Below are 22342 nucleotides of genomic sequence, written 5' to 3'. Positions count from 1 at the left end.
GGGGCCGCGCCGGGGGGTGTCCGTCCTCGGAACGGCGCGACCAAGTGGGTGACCGACAAACTGGCGTCACACGCGCCGCCCACTGCGGGCGAACACCCCCCGACACGGCCCCTCACGCGCGTCGGCGCCTGCGGGTGCATCCGCCCCCGCTGCGGGCAGTCGTGCCCCTAGCTGCGGGCAGTCGTGCCGCTGGGGCGGCACGGGTGGGCGCAGCGGCACCCCGCCACGCCGGGCTGCGCAACACCCCTCCCCGGTCACCAACGCCGAGCACCCGGCACCGACGCCAGGTTCCGGAGAACCCGCCGTACGGGTTACGCCAGCGCCAGCCAAGCCACCGCCGCGACAATCGCGACGGCGACGACGACGCCGAGGATGAGACCGACACGCGGACCACTGCTGCCGGTCGCCGCGGCCTGCCGCCCCCGCGGCTCCTCGTCGACGAACGCGCGGAACATCTGGGTGCTGCCGGCGGGGTCGTGATTGCCCTGCGGGGCCTGGTTGTTAGCCATGGCCCGAGACCCTAGCGAAAACGCCGGGGCTCCCCAAGTGGGGGTTGGCGTTCCGTTTGGTCCCACCTGACCCGTACCGCCAGGCTCGCCACCAGCACATTTACTGTCGCAATACTTGCCTTTGCCAAGTTTTTATGCCGCACCCTCCCCTTTTATTTGCCTTCAGCAACCAACAGCTTCTATGGTTGCCCTAAGCAACGAAAGCGGGAGGTGTCATGGCCGAGAGGGCGCAGTACGAAGAACTGGTCCGCCAGTTCAGTGCCTTCGGCGCCGTGAAGCGGGAACTCGGCCGCATCATGCCGGCCGAGTGCCCCGGCGGGTCGGCGGCCGTGCTGACCCTGCTGGGCCGCCATGGCGACATGCGCATGAGCAAGCTCGCCGAGCTGCTCGCGGTGGACATGTCGGTCACCAGCCGCCATGTCGCGCACGTCGTGGCGCGCGGCTGGATCGAACGCTCGCCCGACCCCGCGGACAAGCGCTCGCGCATCCTGCGCCTCACCCCCGCGGGCCACGCGCAGCTCGACGAGCTGTCCCGGCGGACCACCGAGGTGCTCGAAGAGCGCCTGAGCGACTGGTCCGACGAAGACGTCCGTCGGCTCACGCAGCTGATGGCACGGCTGCGGGAGAGCTTCGACTGCCGGCCCGCGGCCCGGGCGGCACCACCCGCTGTCGAACAGACCACCCGTACACCCGCAAGCACGTAAGAAAAGGAAGCCCATGGCAACGACCACACCAGCCGGTGTGCGGGCTCATGCCAAGCACGGAGGAGGCTCCCACGGCCCCTCCGGCGGCGGCGCTCCGATGACGCACCGGCAGATCATGGAGGCCCTCACCGGCCTCCTGCTCGGCATGTTCGTCGCGATCCTGTCGTCGACGATCGTCTCCAACGCCCTGCCCCGGATCATCGGCGACCTCGGCGGCGGCCAGAGCGCCTACACCTGGGTCGTCACCGCGTCCCTGCTGACGATGACCGCGTCCACGCCGCTGTGGGGCAAGCTCGCCGACCTGTTCTCCAAGAAGCTGCTGATCCAGCTCGCGCTGGTCGTCTTCGTACTGGGCTCGGCGGCGGCCGGCATGTCGCAGAACCCCGGCATGCTCATCACCTTCCGCGCGGTCCAGGGCATCGGCATGGGCGGCCTGTCCGCGCTGGCCCAGATCATCATGGCGGCGATGATCTCGCCGCGTGAGCGCGGCCGTTACAACGGCTACCTCGGTGCCGTCTTCGCCACGGCCATGGTCGGCGGTCCGCTGGTCGGCGGTGTCATCACCGACACCGACTGGCTCGGCTGGCGCTGGTGCTTCTACGTCGGCGTGCCCTTCGCCGTGATCGCCCTGATCGTGCTGCAGAAGACCCTGCACCTGCCCGTGGTGAAGCGGAAGGTCAAGGTCGACTGGGCCGGCGCCTTCTTCATCACCGCGGCCGTCTGCCTGCTGCTGATCTGGGTCACCTTCGCCGGTGACAAGTACGACTGGGTCTCCTGGCAGACCTACGCGATGGTCGGCGGCTCGGTCGCGCTGCTGGCGCTGTTCGTCCTCGTCGAGGCGAAGGCCAGCGAGCCGATCATCCCGCTGCGGCTGTTCCGCAACCGCACCATCACGCTGGCCTCCGTGGCCTCGCTGTTCGTCGGCGTCGCGATGTTCTCCGGCACCGTCTTCTTCAGCCAGTACTTCCAGCTGGCGCGGGACAAGTCGCCGACGATGTCCGGTGTCATGACGATCCCGATGATCGCGGGCCTGTTCGTCTCCTCCACCGTCTCCGGCCAGGTCATCACCCGGACCGGACGCTGGAAGGGATGGCTGCTCGGCGGCGGTGTGCTGGTGACGGCCGGACTCGGGCTGCTCGGCACGATCCGCTACGACACCGAGTACTGGCACATAGCGATCTTCATGGCGCTGATGGGTCTCGGCATCGGCATGATGATGCAGAACCTGGTGCTCTGCACGCAGAACCAGGTGGAGCCGGGTGACCTGGGTGCCGCCAGCTCCACGGTGACCTTCTTCCGGTCCCTGGGCGGTGCCGTCGGCGTCTCGGCGCTGGGCGCGGTCCTGGGCAACAAGATCACCGACTACGTCAAGGACGGCCTCGCCGGCCTCGGGGCGAAGGGCGCGGCCATGGGCCACGCCGGCACGGGCGGGGGCGGCATCCCCGACCTGGACGCGATGCCCGCGCCGATCCGCACCGTCGTGGAGAGCGCCTACGGCCACGGTGTCGCGGACGTGTTCCTCTACTCGGCTCCGCTGGCGCTGCTCGCCCTGCTCGTGTCGCTCTTCATCAAGGAGGTCCCGTTGAAGACGAAGGGTGGGCTGGCCCAGGCGGCGGAGACGGGCGCCCCCGCGGACGCCCCCGCAGAGGTTCCCGCCGAGGTCGCGGCCGAGGCTCCCGCCGGTGAGAAGGCCGTGCCGAGCTGGGCCGTGTCGGAGACCGGGGCCGCGGGCGAGACCGGGCCCGAGGGGACGCAGCGGCTCGCCGCCGTCGCGACCGTGGCCCGGGCCGAGGGGTCCGCGTCCGGTGGGGGCGGTGTGCCGGTCCGCGGCTTCGTGCGCGGCGCCGAGTCCGCGCCCGTGCCGCAGGCCGCCGTCACCCTGATCTCCCTGGCAGGCCGGCAGTTGGGCCGGTCCGTGGCCCAGGCCGACGGGTCCTACACCCTCGACGCGCCGGGCGCCGGGTCGTACGTCCTGATCGCCTCGGCGGACGGCTTCCAGCCGCAGGCGTCGACGGTCGTGGTGAACGACGAGCCGGTCGCCTACGACATCCTGCTCAGCGGCACCAGCGGGCTCACCGGCCTGGTGCGGGCCGCCGGGAGCGGGCAGCCGGTCAAGGACGCGATGGTCATCGTGACCGATGTGCGCGGGGACCTGCTGGCCACCGGGACCACCGGTGAGCAGGGCGAGTTCTCCTTCGCCGAACTGGTGCCGGGTGCCGTGACCGTCGCGGTGAACGCCGCCGGCTACCGGCCGCGCGCCCTGCCCGTCGAGGTGGGCGGCACCGGGGTCACCCGGGTCGAGATCGACCTGGACGCGGGCGCCAGCGTCCAGGGCGTCGTCCGCGCCCCGCACGGGCCGCTGGCCGACGCCCGGGTGACGCTGGTCGACCAGGCCGGCAACGTCGTCGGCTCGGCCACGACCGGGACGGACGGGGCGTACGCCTTCACCGACCTGGACGGCGGCGAGTACACGGTCATCGCCACGGGCTACCCGCCGGTGGCCACCGCCCTGACGGTGACGGGCCGCGGCACCGACGCGCACGACATCGAACTCGCCCATCCCGGCGAGTAGTCCGACCCCGGCCCGTGGCAGGTGGGCGCGCTCTGAGCGGAGGTGCGCCCCCTGTCGCGGGCCGGTTTTCTTATCGAGGAGTTGTGAGATGGGACTGACCGCGAGGATCCGCACCCGGGACGGATGGGCCGTGTCGCACGCGGTCGTCACGGTGGCGGACATGACCGGCGCGCAGGCGCTGCGTGCCGAGGCCGACGCGGAGGGCGCCGTGCGGGACGCGACGCCGCTGGAGCCGGGGGCGTACACCGTCATCGTCACGGCCGTCGGCTACGCGCCCGCGGCGTCCAGTGTGATCGTCACGGCGAGCGGCCGGGCCGAGGTCGGCACGGTGACGCTGGCCCGGCAGGGCGGCACCGAGCTGCCGCCGCCGGGACCCTGGACCGTCGACCCGGTGCACTCCAGCGTGGCCGCCGTGGCACAGCACCTGGGCATCTCCAGCGTGCACGGCCGGTTCACCGAGTTCTCCGGCTCGATCGAGATCGCCCCGGACGACATCACCAAGTCCCGCGTGGAGGCGGTGATCAGGGCCGCGTCCGTGGACACGGGCAACGGCATGCGGGACGGGCACCTGAAGTCGCCGGACTTTCTCGATGTCGAGCGGTTTCCCGAGATCACTTACCGGTCCACGGGACTGACGGCGACCGGGTCCGACCGGTGGACGGTCCACGGCGAGCTGGGCATGCACGGCGTCGTACGGCCGGTCGATCTGGACCTGGCCTACCTCGGCACCGGCCCGGACCCGTGGGGCGGCACCCGCGCGGCGTTCCGCGCCACGACCGAACTGCACCGCGAGGACTTCGCGATGAACTACAACCAGGTCCTCCAGGCGGGCATCGCCGCCATCGGCACGACCCTCAAGGTGGAGCTGGACATCCAGGCCGTGCAGGGCGAGTCACTTCCGGCGGTCTGAGTCCGGGTCGGAGATCCGCGCCACCAACTGTCCGCACAGGTCACGGAGCTTGACGTTGCGGTTCTGCGAAGCGCGGCGCAGCCGCTCCAGCGCGAGGCCCGCGTCGATCCGTTCCCGGGCCATGAGGATGCCGATCGCCTGGTCGATGACGCTGCGGGAGAGCAGGGCGGTGCGCACGTCCGCCGCCGACTGCCGCTGCCGCTCGATGTGCAGGGCCACGTCGATCGCGTCCCTCGCCCGGGCGGCGAAGACACGGGCCGCGTCCCGGCCGGTCCCGAGGGCGTCGGCCCGCACGCCGTAGAAGTTGATCGCCGCGCCGGTCTCGCCCTCGACGGCCAGCGGCACGGCCAGCACGCACCGGACGCCCTCGGACAGCGCGTACGACGTGTACGAGGGCCAGCGGGAGTCCTCCACCAGGTCCGGGGCGTACTGCTCCTCACCGGTCTCGGCGGCCTCGACGCAGGGCCCCGAGTCGTTCTCGTACTGCCGCTGGTCCAGGCCGCTGGGCAGGCCGTCGCTGCCGGCCAGGGTGAGCAGCCGGCCCGCCCGGCGCACCGTGATGCTGCACGCGGCGGCCCCGGGCACCTCCCGCACCGCCCGGTCGGTCAGATCGCGCAGCAGGGTGTCGAGACCACTGCTGCGCACCATCGCCTGGTCCAGCGTGTCGGACGTCTCGGAGCTCATGACCGTACGGGTATCCCGTCGCTCCCCGAACACGCCCCTGGCGTGAAGCGGCCCGCCTCAGGTGGTGTTGTGGGTGTCGACGATCCGGCGGGCGATGTCGCGCAGTTTGACGTTCTCCCGCTGGGAGGCCCGCACCAGGCTCTCGAAGGCGGCGGCCGCGTCGATGCCCTGACGCTCCATGAGGATGCCGGTGGCCTGGCCGATCAGGTCCCGGGTGTGCATGGCCTCGGTGAGCTGCTCGCGCACGGTCACGGAGTCCAGGGCGAGGCTGACGTGCGCCGTGAACAGCCGGCCGATGCGCGTCGCGGCCTCGTCGAAGACGCCCGGTTTGCGCGCGTAGGCCGTGAGCACGGTCAGCCGGCGGCGGTCGGCGCGCAGCCGCAGGGACAGCGCCGAGCGCAGCCCCAGGGCCGACAGCACGTCCCAGCCGCCGTCGGCCTCGCTGTCCGTTATCCGCGCCACCGGGCTCTGCCACAACTGTTCCCAGTGCCCGTGCTGTTCGCGGCCGCCGTACCGGGCCTCGGCGGAACGCACGACCTCGTCGGTCCAGGCGAGCGTGCGGAGCTTGTTGCCGCGGTCGATCTCGGAGACGCCGGCGTGTTCGGCCCCCGGCATGATGTGGACGGCCAGCCGGGCCGCCGTGCGTAGCGTGCCGTGCGGCGTGGGTGCCTCGTGGAGCTGCTGAGACGCCACCGTCAGGGCTTCACCCAGCTCGAAGCCGACTGGAAAACGGGGCAAATCAGGAAAGTCGGACGCAGCCACCACGAACCTCTTCGGCATGCACGGCCATGACCGTGCGCAGGAGAGCTCCGCAGCACATTCCCGACTGCGAGCACAGGACGGACAGCACTCTAACTGCTCGGTTGCCTCGAAGTGACGTCCGGCCGACGGGCGCGTCAGGCGCTTCCGTCCACGCCCCCGGCCGTGATGGAATGGCCGTGGGTCAGGAAGCGGCCTTACCGGAATCCGGACGAACGTCTGCCAGGTGAGCGCTGTGACCTTCCTCCCGAATCCCACCGAATCGCAGGACCTGCCGGGCCGCGTCCACCTCACCATGCCGGGGGAGATCGACTTCTGCAACGCGGCGGACCTGCTTCCGCTCGTACTGTCCGAAGTACGGGCCCGCGGTGACCGGCTGGAGGTGCTCGTCCTCGACCTGACCGAGACCTCCTTCATGGACTCCCAGGGCATCCGCCTCGTCAACGACATACGCCACCGGCTGCGCCCCGGGGCCCGGGTGCGCCTGGTGGCCCGGACAGAGGGTGTCGTGAGCCGCGTCCTGGAACTGACCGGGCTGCGCCGCGACGTCCCCGTGTACGACGATCTCGCGGAGGCCCTGGCGTCGTAGGCTGGCGCCATGGCACCGAACATCGCGACGAACACCCGCGTCTCCCTCGACGAGTTGCTCGACTTCGTGCGCCCCCGCCACCACGCGATCCTGCTGACCCGACGCGCCGACGGCGGCCCCCAGGGCTCCCCCCTGACCTGCGGCGTCGACGACTCCGGCCGGATCGTGGTCTCCACCTACCCGGAGCGCGCCAAGACCCGCAACGCCAAGCGGGACCCCCGGGTGAGCCTGATCGTGCTCAGCGACGACTGGAACGGCCCCTGGGTCCAGATCGACGGCACGGCCGAGGTCGTCGACACCCCGGACTCCGTCGAACCGCTCGTGGAGTACTACCGGAACATCGCCGGGGAGCACCCCGACTGGGACGAGTACCGCGCGGCCATGGCCAAGCAGGGCAAGTCGATCATCCGGATCACGCCGGAGCGGTGGGGCCCGGTGGCCACGGGCGGGTTCCCGGCGCGGCTGGTCGAAGGGGAGTAGCCCGGGGCGGACCCCGGCGCGTGGCTCACTTCCGGGCGACCATCGCCTCGATCCCGGCGATCAGCAGTTCTACCGCGAACTCGAAGTCCCGCTCCAGCATCTCCTGCACGGTCTCCCCGCCGCGTGCCTCCATGAGCGCCCGCGACTCCCGCATGACGTCGGCGGCCTGCGGGGCCTCGGTCACCGTGCTGACGGCGTCCTGGAAGTACTCGTCCATGGTCATGCCGGCGGCGGCGGCCCGGGTGGAGAGATGTCCCTCGAGCGTGCCGTAGCCGTAGACGAACTGGAAGACGGCCGAGATCCCACTCGTGAGCCGCTTCGCGGGCAGCCCCGTCCTGCGCATGACGCGCTGCACGACCCGCGAGAACGCCAGGTTGTTGGGGCCGATGTTGAGAAAGGTGCCGACCAGCGCGGACACCCAGGGGTGGCGCACCAGCAGGGTCCGGTACTCCCGGGCGAGCGACCGCACCTGGTCGCGCCAGTCCGCGTCGGCGGCCTCCGGGTCGGGCAGGACCATCTCGCCCATGACCGCGTCCAGGGCGAGCTCGAGAAGGTCGTCCTTGGTGTCGACGTACCAGTAGACGGACATCGCGGTGACGTTCAGCTCACCGGCCAGCCGTCGCATCGAGAACTTCGCCAGCCCCTCGGCGTCCAGCAGCCGGACGGTCACCTCGGTGATCCGCTCCCGGTCCAGCCCCGACGGCTGCCCGCCTCCCCGACGCCGGTGCGCCTTGCCTTCCAGCCAGACACTGGTCCGCGGCGGACGCTCAGCCGCTTTCCCCATGGCGCACCTTCCTCAGCCTTGCAATGCGTTCATGCTAGACGCGCTTCTTGGGGGCGCGGGCCGTGTCGACCTGCGGCTCCGCCGCGTGCGCGCGACCAGCCAAAACGATCCCGCAGACGCCGCACCACCCAGCAGCCCGAGCTCCTAGGCGGACTCTGCCCGCTCAGCCCGCCGAAGCAACGCCGCCGCGACCAACCCCCCGGCCAACACAGCCACCGCCCCCACCAACTGACTGGTCTCCAGCCCAGAGGCGAACGCATCAGAGATCCGCGTCCTCTCCGCGGCCGAGTCCGCCCCCGCCAGCGCCGCCGGCAACGACGCCGCCGAGACGGCGACCAGGGACGCGAATCGGGAGTTGAGCACGGCCCCCAGGACGGCGACGCCCAGCCCGTTCCCGAACTCCGCGAGCGTCCCGTTGATCCCCGCTCCCACGCCCGCCTTCTCCGGCGGAATCGCCCCCATGATCGCGTTGGCCATGGCCGGCATGGACAACGCCACACCCGCGCCCATCACGACGAGGCCGAGCAGCATCCCCTCGTACCCGTGCCCACCGAGCAGCGCGATCGCCGCCAGCCCGGCCGACACCAGGGTCATGCCGAGGGCGATGGCCCCGGGCGTGCCGACCTTGAGCACCAGCTTCGCCCCGAGCCCGGTGAAGTTGAGCACGACGACGGTCAGCGCCAGCGGCGCCGTCCGCAGCCCGGCGTCCAGCGGCTCGTAGCCGAGCACGAACTGAAGGTGCTGGGTGAGCAGGAACAGCGAACCCGTCATGCCGAACGCCACGAGGATCGCGCCCGCGACCGCGCCCACGAACTTCTGGTTGCGGAAGAAGTGCATGTCGAGCATCGGGTGCTCGGTGCGCAGCTCCCACGTCACGAACACAGCGAGGACGACCACGCCGGCCAGGGCCGAGACCAGCACCCGCGCGGAGGTCCAGCCGTGTTCGGGGCCGGTGATGATCGCGTACACCACGGCCGTCATGCCTATGGTCGACAGCACCGCGCCGACCAGGTCGGGCCGGTCACCGGCCTTGTGCTTCGACTCCGGTACGAGCGCGGCGACCGCGATCAGGCCGAGCAGGGCGACCGGCAGGTTGATCAGGAAGATCGCGCCCCACCAGAAGTGGTTCAGCATCACACCGCCGATCAGCGGGCCGGCCGCGAACCCGAGCGAACTGACCGTGGACCAGAGCGCGATGGCCTTCACGCGCTCCTTGTCGTCGAAGATCTGCACGACGACGGCGAGGATCGTGGTCATCAGCAGGGCACCGCCGACGCCCATGCCCGCACGCGCCGCGATCAGCTGGGCCGGGCTCTGGGAGAGTCCGGCGGCGAGTGAGCCCACGCCGAAGACGGCCAGGCCCGACATCAGCATCAGCTTGCGGCCGTAGCGGTCGGCGGCGTTGCCCGCCGTGAGCAGCAGGCCGGACTGCACCAGCGAGTAGGCGTTCATCATCCACTGGACGTCGGCGGTCGTCGCGTCCATCTCGCGGGTGAGCGAGGGGATCGCCACGTTGAGGATCGTGTTGTCGAGCAGCACGGTGAGCTGCGCGAGACAGATGACACCGAGGATCAGCCAGCGCTGGGGATGACCGCGGGGGGCTGTCTCGGACAGAGCCGTTTCCTGTGGGGACGTCGTCATGTTGTACACCGTAGAACGGTTCCCATACGGTGTACAACCGAGCTTCCCGGGACATGACGAAGGGCGGCGGCTCTCGGCCACCGCCCTTCCCCGCTTCAATCGATCGACCGTCAGCCGCTCGCCTTCTGTGTGAGGTCGTAGAAGGTGGCCGAACCGGCCGTGACCTTCTTGAAGTTGGCCTCGACCCAGGAGGTGATCCGGGAGGACGTGCCGTCGCTGCTGCCGCCCATACCGCCGCCCGAGCCGGACGCGATGAAGTAGTGGATCTTCCCGTCGGCCACGTACTGCTTGAACTGGGCCAACGTGGGGGACGGGTCCGTGCCGTTGAAGCCGCCGATGGCCATCACCGGGTCGCCGGTCGACAGCTGGTAACTCGCGGCGTTCTGGGCGCCGATGGCCGCCGCGGCCCAGGTATACCGGTCGGCGTCGGTCTCCAGCAGCTTCCTGGCCTCGGAGCTGACGCTGGCGCCGTTGAGCAGACCGCCCATACCGCCACCGCCGCCCATACCGCCCATACCGCCCGCACGGCCACCGTCACCGTTCGGCTGATTCCGGCCCTGCTGGCCCTGCTGGTTCTGCTGGCCCTGCTGGCCCTGCTGGTTCTGCTGGCCTTGCTGGTTCTGGCCGCCGCCCGGGAAGCCCCCACCGGGGAAGCCGTTGCCCTGGCCGTTGCCATTGCCGTTCTGCTGGTTCTGGCCGCCGCCGGGGAAGCCGCCACCGCCGGGCCCACCGCCACCGGGGCCGCCACCGCCGCCCGGTCCGCCGCGACCGCCGGCGACCGCCGGACCCGCGGTGACGATGGAGCCGCTGTGGCCCTCGTTCACCGTGGTGAGGGTGTACGCCGCCGGGCCGGCCAGCGCGGCGACGAGGCCCAGCCCTGCCGCGCCCAGAGCCAGCCGGCGTCCCAGCCGGCCGGCGAAGATCAGGCCGAGGGCCGCGGTCAGGCCGCCGACCAGGACCAGCCACTTCAGCCAGGGCAGGTAGTCGGAGGAACGGTTGAGCAGGACGTAACCCCAGGCCGCGGTGGCGGTCATCGCCGCCGCCAGGGTCAGCGACGCCCATGCCTTGTCGCGCTTCTCCCAGAGCAGCACCGAGCCCATGCCGACCAGCGGTGCGACGTAGGGGGCGAGGGCGACCGTGTAGTACTCGTGGAAGATGCCCTGCATGTAGCTGAAGACCAGCATGGTCGTGATCAGCGCGCCGCCCCAGACGAGGAACGCGCCGCGGGTCACGGACGTACGCCGTGCCCTGCGAGTGGCCACCAGGCCGGCGGCGAACAGGATCAGCGCGGCCGGGATCAGCCAGGAGATCTGGCCGCCGATGCCGGAGCCGAACAGCCGGTCCCAGCCGGTCTCGCCCCAGGCACCGCCGCCGTTGCCGCCACCGCCGCCGCCTCCGACGCTGCCGGTCTCGTCCCCGTTGAGACGGCCAAGGCCGTTGTAGCCGAAGGTCAGCTCCAGGAAGCTGTTGTTCTGCGAGCCGCCGATGTACGGGCGCGAGGACGCGGGCCACAGTTCGACGATCGCGACCCACCAGCCGCCGGAGACGACGATCGCGGCCAGTCCGGCGGCGAGTTGGCCGATCCGCCTCTTCACCGGGACCGGCGCGCACACCGCGTACACGAGGGCCAGCGGCGGCAGGATCAGGAACGCCTGGAGGGTCTTGGCGAGGAAGGCGAAGCCGATCGCGGCCCCGGCCCACACCAGCCACTTCGTCCGGCCGTCCTCCAGCCCCCGGATGACGAGGTAGCCGGCGACGGCCATCAGCAGCGCCAGCATCGCGTCCGGGTTGTTGAAGCGGAACATCAGCGCCGCGACGGGGGTGAGCGCGAGCACCGCGCCCGCGATCAGACCGGCCGCGGGGCTGAACCGGCGGCGTACGGCCGCGTAGACGACGGCCACCGTGCCGACGCCCATGAGGACCTCGGGGGCCAGGATCGCCCACGAGCTGAGGCCGAAGAGCCGCACCGACAGGGCCATCGGCCACAGCGCGGCCGGGGGCTTGTCGACGGTGATGGCGTTGGCGGCGTCCAGCGAGCCGAAGAAGAACGCCTTCCAGGACTGGCTGCCGGCCTGGACGGCCGCCGAGTAGAAGGAGTTGGCGTAGCCGGAGGCGCTCAGGTCGTAGAGGTACAGGACGAGGGTGGCGAGCAGCAGGCCGAGGAGGGCCGGGCGGGCCCAGCGGGGGTCCTCGGGGCGGCCGCGCCACAGCCGCAGCGGAAGGGGCCGCTTGGGGTCGCCCGCGTCGAGGGAGGGCGGGGGTGCCGGGGGACGACGGGTCCAGGCCTCGGGACTCGACGCTCTGTCGGAGGTGTCGTAGGTCTGCTGGTCGTAGTGGACGGTCATCGGAAGTCCCTCGAATCGGTGTCGTGCGGGCGCACCGGCAGCAGCTGCACGGTCGCGTCCCGCCAGGAGCCGTCCGCGACTTCACCGGCGCGGAACCGGGTGGTGTCGTACGAGGCGAGCGCCGGCGAGTCGTCCTCGCGCCGGTCCGGGAACACCCACGCCCGGAAGAGCAGGAAGCGCAGCACGGTGGCCGCGAGGTTGGCGGCGATGAGGACGGCCAGTTCGGTGGAGTGCGCGGGCTCGGAGGTGGCCGCGCCCAGCGCGGCGAGCGAACCACTCGTCAGGGCGAGCCCGATACCGAAGACGACCAGGCCCTGTGCCTGGTGCCGCACCGCGCCGCCGCGCCCGCGCACCCCGAAGGTGAGCCGCCGGTTCGCGGCCGTGTTGGCGATCGCCGCGACCAGCAGGGCGAGGGCGTTGGCGACCTGGGAGCCGGAGAAGACCCGGAAGCCGCTGTAGAGGAGCAGGTAGAAGAGGGTGGACAGGCCGCCGACCACGCAGAAGCCGACCAGCTGCCGGGCCAGGCCCCGCGGGACGTCCTTGATCTCGCGGTCGCGCGGGTCGTCGCCGAACGGCCGGGTGAGCCGGTCCAGCGGCAGCGAACCCGTGGCCAGGGCCCTGCCCACCCGCCACACGCCCTTCAGGTCGTCGGTCGCCGTCCTGACGATGTGCACGGTCGAGTCGGGGTCGTCGACCCAGTCGACCGGCACCTCGTGGATACGGAGCCCGGCGCGCTCGGCGAGCACCAGCATCTCGGTGTCGAAGAACCAGCCGGTGTCCTCGATCAGCGGCAGCAGCACCTGCGCCACGTCACGGCGGATCGCCTTGAACCCGCACTGGGCGTCGGTGAAGCGGGCCTGGAGCGAGCCGCGCAGGATGAGGTTGTAGGCCCGGCTGATGAACTCCCGCTTGGGACCGCGCACCACGCGCGAGCTGCGGGCGAGCCGGGAGCCGATCGCCAGGTCCGAGTGGCCGGAGATCAGCGGCGCCACCAGCGGGAGCAGGGCGTTGAGGTCGGTGGACAGGTCCACGTCCATGTAGGCGAGGACCGGGGCGTCCGAGGCCGACCAGACGGCCCGCAGGGCCCGGCCGCGGCCCTTCTGCTCCAGCCGGAAGGTGGTGACCTCGGGGAGCTCCGCCGCCAGCCACGCCGCCACCTGCGGGGTGGCGTCCGTGGAGGCGTTGTCCGCGATCGTGATGCGGAACGCGTAGGGGAACGTCCTCACGAGGTGCTCGTGCAGTCTGCGGACGCACGGCTGGAGGTCCTTCTCCTCGTTGTAGACGGGGATCACTACGTCCAGGACAGGCGTACCGGCTGGTGCGGCCGGGAGGTGCTCCCGCGCCGGCAGGGTGCCGGGAGAAGAGTCGGTTCGCATGGAACCGACTTTCGTCAGGCGCCCTGTTGTGCCCATGTGGTGACGCTGTGGCGTGCCTGTGAGTGCTGCTGCCAGCTCATTTCCGGCTGCGGCTGGGGCGGCGACGCGGGCAGGTGCACCGTGAAGACGGTCCGCCCGGGCACGCTGTCGACGGTCACGGCACCGCCGTGCGCGGACGCCACGGCCTGCACGATGGCGAGGCCGAGACCGGTCGAGCCGGTGGCGCGGGACCGCGCGGAGTCGCCGCGCGCGAAGCGTTCGAAGACGTGCGGGAGCAACTCGGCGGGAATGCCCTGCCCGTTGTCCTCGACGTCCACGCAGAGCCACGTCCCGCGCCGCTGGACGCGGGCGGTGACGGTCGTGCCGGGCGGGGTGTGGGTGCGCGCGTTGCCGAGCAGGTTGACGAGGACCTGCTGGAGCCGGGCCGCGTCCGCCGACACGAGCGCGGGCTCGTCGGGCAGGTCGAGGCGCCAGTTGTGGTCCTGTCCCGCGGCCCGGGCATCGCTGATGGTGTCGACGACGAGCGGTACGAGGTCGGTCTGCTCGAACTGCAGCGGCCGTCCGGCGTCCAGCCGGGCGAGCAGCAGCAGGTCCTCGACCAGCAGGGTCATGCGCCCCGCCTCGGACTCGATCCGCCGGAGGGCGTGCCGGGTGTCGGGCCCGATGTCCTCTCGCCCTCGTCTGGTCAGTTCGGCGTACCCGCGGATGGAGGCCAGCGGGGTCCTGAGCTCGTGACTGGCGTCGGCGACGAACTGCCTGACCCGCGTCTCGCTCTGCTGCCGTGCGTGCAGCGCGCCGTGGACGTGGTCGAGCATCCGGTTGAGCGCGGCACCGACCTGCCCGACCTCGGTGTGCGGGTCGGTCTCGGAGTCGGGGACGCGCTCGCTGAGGTTCACCTCGCCGGTGTGCAGGGGGAGTTCGGAGACGCGGGTGGCGGTGGCGGCCACCCGGCGGAGGGGGCGGGTGGCGACGCCGATGAGGACGGATCCGGCGATGGCGGCGGCGACCAGTCCGGCGCCGGTGACACTCACCTCGACGAGGATGAGGGTGTTGATGGTCTTGTTGACGGACTCGGTGGGCAGGGCGACGTAGTAGCGGCCGCCGTCTTTCCCGTTGACGTACTGCACCCGGTACTCGCCGAGTCCGGGGATGTCGACGGTGTGCATGCCCGTGGTCGGCACCTCGGCGAGGGCGGCCTTCTGCTCGTCGGTGAGGTCGACGGGGATGTTCTTCTGGAAGGGGCCGTTCACGTTGGACGCCTGCTTGGCGAAGGCCGCCCGGGTGATCGTCCCGTCGGCGCCGAGCTCGGCGGCGATGGTCTCCGGCTGCGCCGGGCCACTGAGATAGCCCGTGATCCTGTCCTTCACCTCGACGTCTTTCTCGCCACCGGGTTTCATGGGCCCGGACAGACGCTTGCCGGTGTCGTCGACCTGGTCGTTCAACTGCTCGTACAGATGGGACCTGAGGGCGAGGGTCGTCACGGTTCCGATCACCGCGCACACCACGGCGATCAGCACCACGGACGCGACGACGAGCCGCGTCCGCAGAGTGCGGGGCTTGCCCGCTCGCGCCTGCTTGCCCGCTCTCTGCTGCGTACGCGGCCGTCGTCGTCCGCTCATGACACCGCGGGCTTGATCAGATAACCGGCACCCCGGCGGGTGTGGATCATCGGCTCACGGCCGGCGTCGATCTTCCGTCGCAGGTAGGAGATGTACAGCTCGACGACGTTGGCCTGGCCGCCGAAGTCGTACGACCACACGCGGTCGAGGATCTGCGCCTTGCTGAGCACGCGCCGCGGATTGCGCATCAGGAACCGCAGCAGCTCGAACTCGGTCGCGGTCAGGTGGATGTTGTCCCCGGCCCGGGTCACCTCGTGGCTGTCCTCGTCGAGGGTGAGGTCACCGACGACCAGCATCGACTCGGAGCGCCGGTCGGCGGCGCCGGAGCGGCGTATCAGCCCGCGCAACCGCGCGACGACCTCTTCGAGGCTGAACGGCTTGGTGACGTAGTCGTCCCCGCCGGCGGTGAGTCCGGCGATCCGGTCCTCGACGGCGTCCTTGGCGGTGAGGAAGAGCACCGGCACGTCCGGCAGTTCCCGGCGCAGCCGCCCGAGCACCGCCAGCCCGTCCATGTCCGGCAGCATCATGTCGAGCACGACGGCGTCGGGCCGGAAGTCGCGCGCGCTCTGGATGGCGCCCTGGCCGTCTCCCGCGCTCCGGATCTGCCATCCCTCGTAACGGAGGGCCATGGACAGCAGTTCGGTGATCGACAGTTCGTCGTCCACCACCAGCACTCGGACGGGGCTCCCGTCCGGCCTCAGCAGTTCGGTGCGCCCCTGGGGCGAGGTCGTGGTCATGTGAACACGATGTCGAGGCCCTCTGAGAGCGCGCTTTCGGCAACCTGTGAATTCCCTGAGAAACACACAGGTGCTTCTCAGGGAACACCTGGGAACGCGCGGGACCCGCCGCAGGTCCTCATGGGACGGCTCAGAACAGCCCGTCCTGCACGCCCGCGGCCTCCCTGAACTCCCTCACCGGCACGGTCAGTTCACCACCCGCCGCGGGCACCAGCCCCCACCCCGTCAGCAGCCGCGTGTCCAGCACGACCACCCCGCCCCCGGTCGCCAGGTGCAGATCCGGCCCGGCGGCAGCCACCAGGTCCCCGCTGACGGACCCACCGGCGACGAGCTCGCTCACCTCCCCGACGGCGGCGGGCACCCCGGCGAGCCCGAACACCTCGACATGATCGACGACGCGCAGCGGCTCCCGCACGAGCGACTCCGGCCACCCGCCGAGCTTCACCGCCCGGGCATGCAGCTCGGCCACCTCTCCGGCACGGTCAGCGGGCGCCTCGGGCAACGCGGCCCGCACGGCCCGCTTCTCGGCGTAGGGGATCCGGTCGGGCACCCGCAGCGCGGCCCGCAACAGCTCCTCGGTGCGCCGCGCGGCCATGAGCGGCCCGACGCCGAGCCAGGTGAAGCAGACGGCACCCTGCTCGAGCAGCCGGGCCGATCCCCGCTCCTCCGCCGTGATGCCCACCTTGGTCATGCCGGGCCCGAACCACGCCAGATACACGTGGTACGGCCGTGGATCGTCCGCGATGGTGTCGGCCGCCACCGAGTGCGCCCGGTCCAGCCGCGCGCACTCCTCGCACCGCGCCCCCGTACTGCGCCCCGGCACGGCCGCCCCGACCGGACACGCATGCCCCCGAGCCCCCAGGCAGGTCCGCCCACCCCCTTCGGCGACCTCGAAGGCCACCCGTTTCCCCCAGGTCAGCGCACTGCGCCGGCCGCCGTCCCACACCAGCACGGGACCGTCCGCCGACCACCGCAGCCCCGTGCACTTCCATGTGCGTGCCATCTCTGCCGAGAGTAGAGGGCGCCACTGACAACGGCGTCCCGGTGGGTCGACGCCAACGCCGTCAGCGCCCGGACTCGGCCCCCACGGCGGCGGCCTCGGACTCCCCGCCGAGGCTCACCTCTCCGCGCGCGGAACCGCCCACGGAACCGCGCACGGAGCCACCCCCGGCCACCTCCGCCGTACGGGACGAGGCCGCCGTACGCCCCCGCCCGGCGAGCCGGCACCCGAGGCACTCGGCGTGCCCGGCCGACGCGCCCGACTCCCGCACCCGCCACGACCACTCGTCCCGGGGCCGGGGCCCCGGCCCCTTCCCCCAGCCGGCGAGGTGCAGCGCCCAGGTGACGAGCAGAGCGACCACACCGACCCCGAGCCCACCGGCGATCAGCGGGCCCGAGACGAAGCACACCCCCGCCCCCACCAGACCCGCCCCGACGCTCGCGATCCCGAATCCGACCCAGCCGGCGACCGTGTGCCCGTGGTCATACGGATGTGCGCTCATGTGCTACCCCCTTGCACGGGGTTCAGGGAGACTGGGACTCCGAACCCCTCACTCACTAAGACGTTTACAGCCCAAACATCTCACGAACTAAGGAACCTGGGAATGCAAGGCAAGCCGCGTCCGGCCGCCACCGCGGAGCAGGCGCTGTCCGCGATGGACCACCTCATCGCCACTCACCTGGTCGGACAGCACGAGATCGCCCAGCAGGTGGGCCTGAGTGTGACCGACCTCACCTGCTTCGCCTACGTCATCGAGGCCGGTGACGACCTGCCCACGGCCGGCGACCTGGCGGCCCGTGTCCACGTCACCACCGGCGCGGTCACCGGCATCCTCAACCGCCTGGAACGCGCCGGCTACATCACCCGCCGCCCCGACCCGACCGACCGCCGCCGCATCCGGGTGGCCGCCCAGCCGGACGCGGTCGCCCGCGTCCGAGAGGTCTACGAGCCGTACTACGCCCGCCTCACCGAACTCTTCGCGGACTACTCCCCCGCCGAGATCGCGGTTCTGACCGATTGGTTCACCCGGGCGAGCACCCTGGCAGCGAACTACCTGGAGGAACACTGCGGAGCCGGCTGAACCCCGAGCCCCGCGTCCCGTACCAGAAAGAAAAAGGCCCCTGACGTACACAAAGCAAGCAAATGCATGCCGGGGCCATTGACCATTTCAACAATACCTTCCGCATTCGAGGCCGATCCCGAATTTCCGGCCGCCCCGGGCACCGACACCATGGCCTTCGCCCCCGCGGTGGGTGCCGGGGCGACGGCACAGCCGTGGGGTCGGCGCTCGGGGAGCGAAGGTCGTGACGCCCCCCGTGGCCACGGGACGTGCGTGGGCGCCGCCTGAGCAGCGTCCTCCATGATCAGGCCGGGGATTCGCCCGCTCCGACAGGGCCCCGCCCTGGCCACACCGGTGCCGACTCGCGGTAGCCGCAGAGCGGACTTACGGTAGCGACACGGAATGACGCTCGACAGCGCGGCAGGAAAGCGGAACCCCAGGCGTCTCGTTTTCCCCGCTGCATCAAGGCACGGGCAGCCGCGCTCGGACGCGGCCACACGAGTGTCTGGGAGGATCACATGGCCGTCGAGATCCAGCCCCTTCTGAAGCCCTCACGGCTCAGGCGCCGCGGAGGCTTGCTGGGCGAATGCATTGCGGAATTCATGGGGACCTTCGTCCTCATTTCCTTCGGTTGCGGCGTGGTGGCCATGGCGGTCGCAGCGCTGCCCGGGTCGGGGCGTACCGAGGGGCCCACCGTCATCTTCCTCGCCGCCGGAGACTGGCTGCTGATCACCTTTGGATGGGCCTTCGCCGTGATGCTCGGCATCTACGTGGCCGGCGGTGTGAGCGGAGCCCACATCAACCCCGCGGTGACCCTGGCCTTCGCCGTGCGCCGTAAATTCCCGTGGGTCAAGGTGCTCCCCTATTGGTTCGCCCAGGTCGCCGGCGCCCTGGCCGGGGCGGCTCTGGTCTACTGGGTGTACCACGACGCCATCAACGCCTTCGACGACGCGTCGAAGGGACCGAAGACGAACGGGAAAACCCTCGCCTCGTTCTCGATCTTCGCCACCTTCCCGGCGCCGTACTTCCACGGCGGCATCTGGGGCCCGCTGATCGACCAGATCGTCGGCACATTCTTCCTCGTCATGCTGGTGGTGGCGATCATCGACCTGCGCAACACCGCCGTGAAGGCGAACCTCGGCCCGCTCGTGATCGGCTTCGTCGTGGCGGCCATCGGCATGTCCTACGGGGCGAACGCGGGGTATGCCATCAACCCGGCCCGTGACTTCGGTCCGCGCCTGTTCACCTGGGCGGAGGGATGGGAGAGTCTGGCCTTCCCAGGCAGCTTGTCAGGGGCGTTCAGCGGCTACTGGTGGATCCCGATCGTCGGGCCGCTCATCGGCGGTGTGATCGGTGTGCTGGCGTACGACCTGTTCATCGGCGACGTGCTCCACGTCCGCGCGCAGCTGCACGAGCTCCCGGAGCCCGGCCGAACGCGCCCGACCACCGACGAGGAGGACTTGTAGATCCCGGAAACGCCAGAGGCCCCGGATCTCTCCGGGGCCTCTGCTCTGTGTGCACTCGGCAGGATTCGAACCTGCAACCTTCTGATCCGTAGGATCGGGCAGGCGCTTGGGCTGAGGCTCAGCCTCCCTCCCTGCTGATCCCTGGCGGTCGTCATCACCAGCCTCAGTGTGCCGTCGTTGCCGTCAGGGTTGCCGTCACCCTCCCAACCGTGGCACCGCCTCTTGCAACCGTTTAAGACGCCTGACGGCCGCTCGGGCACACCTACTCGCGCGTTTATTTGGCCCAGCGTGGATTCGAGTTACGTCTTTGTCTCCGATTCGAGGCGGCTCGTTACCCTCCTCGCAGAATCAGCGACAGTGGCTGAGCCGCAGCCACCGATGCGGACTCGAAAGTTTCTGTGGTCAATCGGGGCTTACCGGTGCGCCACGCTCAGCCTTCGGCCGTTCGTGTGATCTCAGGAGTATCAACAGGGTCAACCATAGGCGGTTCACGCGCGTCAAAGCTCCTCAAAACAGCTGATCTGATACGTCAAGTGCCTGCGGTTCGGATCGATTCGGCGACACAGCCTAGGAGGTGAGAAGGTGGCGCAGGTAACTGACCCAGCGCTTGCAGAATCACAAGGGATGGTTTCGCATTTCTGCGGAACAGCAGTCGGCGTTGCGGCGCTTGCGTCTACACTTATGGGTTTGAGTGGCGCTGAAACACCTCTCGTTGTTGCCACAGGAGTCTTGGCGCTTGTCATCTGCCTTTTCTGGGCAAGTGGATACCTCTGGGATAAACTCGCTTCTGCTGACGAGCGAACTCAAGGCGCGGCCCCACAGCAGCCTCCAGACCAAGGCGCGGCCCCACAGCAGCCTCCAGACCAAGGCGCGGCCCCACAGCAGCCTCCAGACCAAGGCGCGGCCCCACAGCAGCCTCCAGACCGCGATCAACCTTCTCTAAGACAAGCAGTCACCTCGGGAGTGCAACTCGCAATCACCGTCCAGGGAGTGGTGCTCGGCCTTATTTTCTCTTTCGTATCAGAAGGCGAAATTACAGTTACTGCGAAAGTGGCAGTAATTTCCCTTGGCGTCGGCGTCATCCTAGGGCTACTACTTATTACAGTGTCAGGAATCGATATTCCCGGCCCGCGTACACACGCCCTCGTGATTCTTTTTTTCTATCTCACGCTTTGGGGGTTGGCGTACGGCCTTCTATGCATTGTTTCTACAGTAACTGCCAGATAGGCGTGACACCCCGAAACGGAAGGCTAAGAATGAACGGTCTGGAGCACGCGCTAGAGGTCCACTCTCTCGTGAAATTCCATTACGACTCCAGTAATGCAATTTCTGAATTCATTAAGGACATCGAAGGATCCCCTCAAACGTCGAGCCAGCTCCATCTGGCAGCTGCCGAATACGCAATCGCTGCAAGCGTGGGGCATGGATACGACACCGTTAACGTTCGCCCAGAGTTCGCACATCTCGCAATCTTGCACTATAACTGTAGGACGCAAATCCGCATCTGCCACGCTGCAGAGCACGGTGCTTCCATCGGCTACCAAGACATGACTGTTTTCTCGGCAGATGCCTTTCGAATGGCGTCAATCATCGGTGAATTTGAGAACCTTCAGAACGACCCGGAGCTGCTAGGGCGTGCCGCTCGCGAGCTAGTACAAAGCTACGTCGAGTCGACTCTCACCCGCATGGCCCAAGCTGTTGGCACACCCGGAAAACAGGCGCTCATCTGGTATCTGCAATTGAGTGCCGCTAATTATCCAGGATATCTACATGACAGTCCAGATGATGCAATCCATGCGGGCCAGGAGGTAATTGGCTTGACTTAATGCAGTTCCTCTTCGCAAGAAGCGGAGGATCGACATCCCGGGAATCTCCCAGGCCAAGTGACAGCTTCCTGGGCAAGCCATAGATGGCGTCTGTCGCATGCCTCGTCGCCCAATACCCCAGGGTGGGCCTTACCGGGTATTCTCCCTGGGATACACGGCACCTACCGCAGGCGGAGACGATCAGGGTGACGAATGACGAGGCATGTGAGGTGCGCCAGTGACCGGCGCAGGTCAGCAATCGGAGGACTTCCACTTCCCGGCCCTCGTCAACGGCCTCGACTTCTTGGTGAGTGCCGTCGGATCGCTGTCCGGTGACAACGGGCAGCCGGGGCCGCGCGACGTGAAGTACGCGGTCCTGCACCTCCAAGCCGCGGTCGAGACGCTACTGAAGGCCCGACTGGAGATGCACGATCCTGCGCTGGTATGGACAAAGGTGGGGGCGTTCGACCAGCGCAAGCACGAGGCCGGCGACTTCAGCAGTTGTGGTGTGAAGATAGCCATTGAGCGCCTGCGCGACACCGTACAGATCGAGAGCAAGATCGACCCGGAGGACGTTAGCCTCAGGGCACTCGGCAGCCTGCGCAACCGCATCATGCACTTCGGGTGGAAGGACACTGTAGTCGCCGTACAGGCACGGACCGTCCCTGTGTTGGATCTGTTGGTGGGCTTTATCAACACCGATGTCCTCCCTCACGTCGACCAGCCCGACGAGGCGTGGTCGGCTGAGCGACAAATGGAACAGCTCCGGGCCGGCTTCAAGCACCTCACCGACTTCATCGTGCTGCGCATGCAGGCCCTGCGCAGCCAACTGGACCGCTACGAACACTCGACTGCCGCATGCCGGTCCTGCGGTCAGTTCGCTGTCGTGCTCGACGGCGGAGCCCACGATCTCGCCTGTCTCCTGTGCGGCAAGCAATACGGCACCGGTGCAGAAGCGGCCTGGGAGTTCATCGGCTCCAGCAGGTACGTCAGCGTCACACAAGGAGGTGGTGACCTCAACGGCTGCGGCAGCTGCGGCACCTACTCCGTGATCAGCACGCCGCTGGCCAACTCCCCGGAAGAGGACTCCTGGATCTGCTTCGACTGCGGATCGACCCACGAAGGCGTCTGCACCTTCTGCGACCAGGCCGCCGACCTCGTCCCAGAGATGGACATGTGCAGCGACTGCTACGAGATCCGCCTCGACAACTTCTGAGAGCTCACCGATGAGCAGCCCGGACGCGCACACGGAAATGAACGCTCGACTCGCCGCGTTGCCCGCCTTCCTGCGGGCAGGGGCGG

Annotated in this window: 20 protein-coding genes; 9 read left to right on the top strand and 11 right to left on the bottom strand. The window is 69.6% G+C overall.

Translation table 11 applies throughout. The annotated features are described in order from the left end of the window. Positions 1 to 311 precede the first annotated feature (311 nt). Complete coding sequence (locus ABEA82_RS13145) at positions 312 to 509, bottom strand: hypothetical protein (protein WP_345661593.1); 198 nt, start codon at positions 507 to 509, stop codon at positions 312 to 314. 215 nt (positions 510 to 724) lie between these two features. Here ABEA82_RS13145 and ABEA82_RS13140 point away from each other — a divergent pair, with 215 nt between their 5' ends. The 3 genes from ABEA82_RS13140 to ABEA82_RS13130 all read left to right on the top strand — a co-directional run bounded on the left by ABEA82_RS13140 (position 725) and on the right by ABEA82_RS13130 (position 4695). Next, positions 725 to 1213, top strand: a complete 489-nt coding sequence (locus ABEA82_RS13140) for a MarR family winged helix-turn-helix transcriptional regulator (RefSeq protein ID WP_003991372.1) — start codon at positions 725 to 727, stop codon at positions 1211 to 1213. 97 nt (positions 1214 to 1310) lie between these two features. Then, positions 1311 to 3785 (top strand): MFS transporter, encoded by a 2475-nt coding sequence (locus ABEA82_RS13135; RefSeq protein ID WP_486389419.1) that lies wholly within the window; start codon positions 1311 to 1313, stop codon positions 3783 to 3785. Positions 3786 to 3873: 88 nt separating this feature from the next. Further along, complete coding sequence (locus tag ABEA82_RS13130) at positions 3874 to 4695, top strand: YceI family protein (protein WP_345661591.1); 822 nt, start codon at positions 3874 to 3876, stop codon at positions 4693 to 4695. Here ABEA82_RS13130 and ABEA82_RS13125 read toward each other — a convergent pair. Then, a complete protein-coding gene (locus ABEA82_RS13125; protein WP_345661590.1) occupies positions 4678 to 5379 on the bottom strand; it encodes a GAF and ANTAR domain-containing protein in 702 nt (233 codons plus the stop codon). The two genes, ABEA82_RS13130 and ABEA82_RS13125, sit on opposite strands and share 18 nt — an antisense overlap. A 57-nt stretch (positions 5380 to 5436) precedes the next feature. Further along, positions 5437 to 6159 carry an ANTAR domain-containing protein gene (locus ABEA82_RS13120; protein WP_345661589.1) on the bottom strand — a complete coding sequence of 241 codons (723 nt, stop codon included), beginning with the start codon at positions 6157 to 6159 and terminating at the stop codon, positions 5437 to 5439. Positions 6160 to 6373: 214 nt separating this feature from the next. Between ABEA82_RS13120 and ABEA82_RS13115 the strand changes: the two genes are divergently transcribed. Beyond that, positions 6374 to 6727 carry an STAS domain-containing protein gene (locus tag ABEA82_RS13115; RefSeq protein WP_425588516.1) on the top strand — a complete coding sequence of 118 codons (354 nt, stop codon included), beginning with the start codon at positions 6374 to 6376 and terminating at the stop codon, positions 6725 to 6727. Positions 6728 to 6736: 9 nt separating this feature from the next. After that, positions 6737 to 7207 carry a PPOX class F420-dependent oxidoreductase gene (locus ABEA82_RS13110; RefSeq protein WP_345661587.1) on the top strand — a complete coding sequence of 157 codons (471 nt, stop codon included), beginning with the start codon at positions 6737 to 6739 and terminating at the stop codon, positions 7205 to 7207. 25 nt (positions 7208 to 7232) lie between these two features. Here the strand turns inward: ABEA82_RS13110 and ABEA82_RS13105 are convergent, their stop codons facing one another. The 8 genes from ABEA82_RS13105 to ABEA82_RS13070 all read right to left on the bottom strand — a co-directional run bounded on the left by ABEA82_RS13105 (position 7233) and on the right by ABEA82_RS13070 (position 17211). Continuing rightward, complete coding sequence (locus tag ABEA82_RS13105; protein ID WP_345661586.1) at positions 7233 to 7991, bottom strand: TetR/AcrR family transcriptional regulator; 759 nt, start codon at positions 7989 to 7991, stop codon at positions 7233 to 7235. Between the two features lie 144 nt (positions 7992 to 8135). Then, complete coding sequence (locus tag ABEA82_RS13100; RefSeq protein ID WP_345661585.1) at positions 8136 to 9632, bottom strand: MFS transporter; 1497 nt, start codon at positions 9630 to 9632, stop codon at positions 8136 to 8138. A 110-nt stretch (positions 9633 to 9742) separates the two neighbouring features. Further along, positions 9743 to 11977: an ArnT family glycosyltransferase gene (locus ABEA82_RS13095; RefSeq protein ID WP_345661584.1), complete on the bottom strand. Its 2235-nt coding sequence runs from the start codon at positions 11975 to 11977 to the stop codon at positions 9743 to 9745. Next, the gene (locus ABEA82_RS13090; protein ID WP_345661583.1) at positions 11974 to 13353 is read right to left on the bottom strand and encodes a bifunctional glycosyltransferase family 2/GtrA family protein; all 1380 of its coding nucleotides are present in this window, start codon (positions 13351 to 13353) and stop codon (positions 11974 to 11976) included. The genes ABEA82_RS13095 and ABEA82_RS13090 overlap by 4 nt, the downstream gene beginning before the upstream one ends. A gap of 14 nt (positions 13354 to 13367) precedes the next feature. Then, positions 13368 to 14972 (bottom strand): sensor histidine kinase, encoded by a 1605-nt coding sequence (locus tag ABEA82_RS13085; RefSeq protein ID WP_345661582.1) that lies wholly within the window; start codon positions 14970 to 14972, stop codon positions 13368 to 13370. Continuing rightward, a complete protein-coding gene (locus tag ABEA82_RS13080) occupies positions 14969 to 15709 on the bottom strand; it encodes a response regulator transcription factor (protein ID WP_039933088.1) in 741 nt (246 codons plus the stop codon). Before ABEA82_RS13080 ends, ABEA82_RS13085 begins: the two co-directional genes overlap by 4 nt. A 130-nt stretch (positions 15710 to 15839) precedes the next feature. Next, entirely contained in the window at positions 15840 to 16712 is an 873-nt protein-coding gene (locus tag ABEA82_RS13075; RefSeq protein ID WP_345661581.1) for a DUF2797 domain-containing protein, read from the bottom strand. 61 nt (positions 16713 to 16773) lie between these two features. Further along, positions 16774 to 17211 carry an HGxxPAAW family protein gene (locus tag ABEA82_RS13070; protein ID WP_345661580.1) on the bottom strand — a complete coding sequence of 146 codons (438 nt, stop codon included), beginning with the start codon at positions 17209 to 17211 and terminating at the stop codon, positions 16774 to 16776. Between the two features lie 102 nt (positions 17212 to 17313). Here ABEA82_RS13070 and ABEA82_RS13065 point away from each other — a divergent pair, with 102 nt between their 5' ends. The 4 genes from ABEA82_RS13065 (at position 17314) to ABEA82_RS13050 (ending at position 22256) form a co-directional block, all read left to right on the top strand. Continuing rightward, on the top strand, positions 17314 to 17790 hold the full coding sequence (locus ABEA82_RS13065; RefSeq protein WP_345661579.1) for a MarR family winged helix-turn-helix transcriptional regulator: 477 nt from the start codon (positions 17314 to 17316) through the stop codon (positions 17788 to 17790). A 497-nt stretch (positions 17791 to 18287) separates the two neighbouring features. After that, complete coding sequence (locus tag ABEA82_RS13060) at positions 18288 to 19235, top strand: MIP/aquaporin family protein (RefSeq protein WP_345661578.1); 948 nt, start codon at positions 18288 to 18290, stop codon at positions 19233 to 19235. A 1256-nt stretch (positions 19236 to 20491) separates the two neighbouring features. After that, positions 20492 to 21061 (top strand): hypothetical protein, encoded by a 570-nt coding sequence (locus ABEA82_RS13055; RefSeq protein WP_345661577.1) that lies wholly within the window; start codon positions 20492 to 20494, stop codon positions 21059 to 21061. A 217-nt stretch (positions 21062 to 21278) separates the two neighbouring features. Beyond that, positions 21279 to 22256 (top strand): hypothetical protein, encoded by a 978-nt coding sequence (locus ABEA82_RS13050; RefSeq protein ID WP_345661576.1) that lies wholly within the window; start codon positions 21279 to 21281, stop codon positions 22254 to 22256. Positions 22257 to 22342 lie beyond the last annotated feature (86 nt).

Origin of the sequence: Streptomyces venetus, from assembly GCF_039540295.1 — a bacterium.
GTDB lineage: Bacteria > Actinomycetota > Actinomycetes > Streptomycetales > Streptomycetaceae > Streptomyces > Streptomyces venetus.
This window is presented reverse-complemented; position numbering and strand designations above follow the sequence as displayed.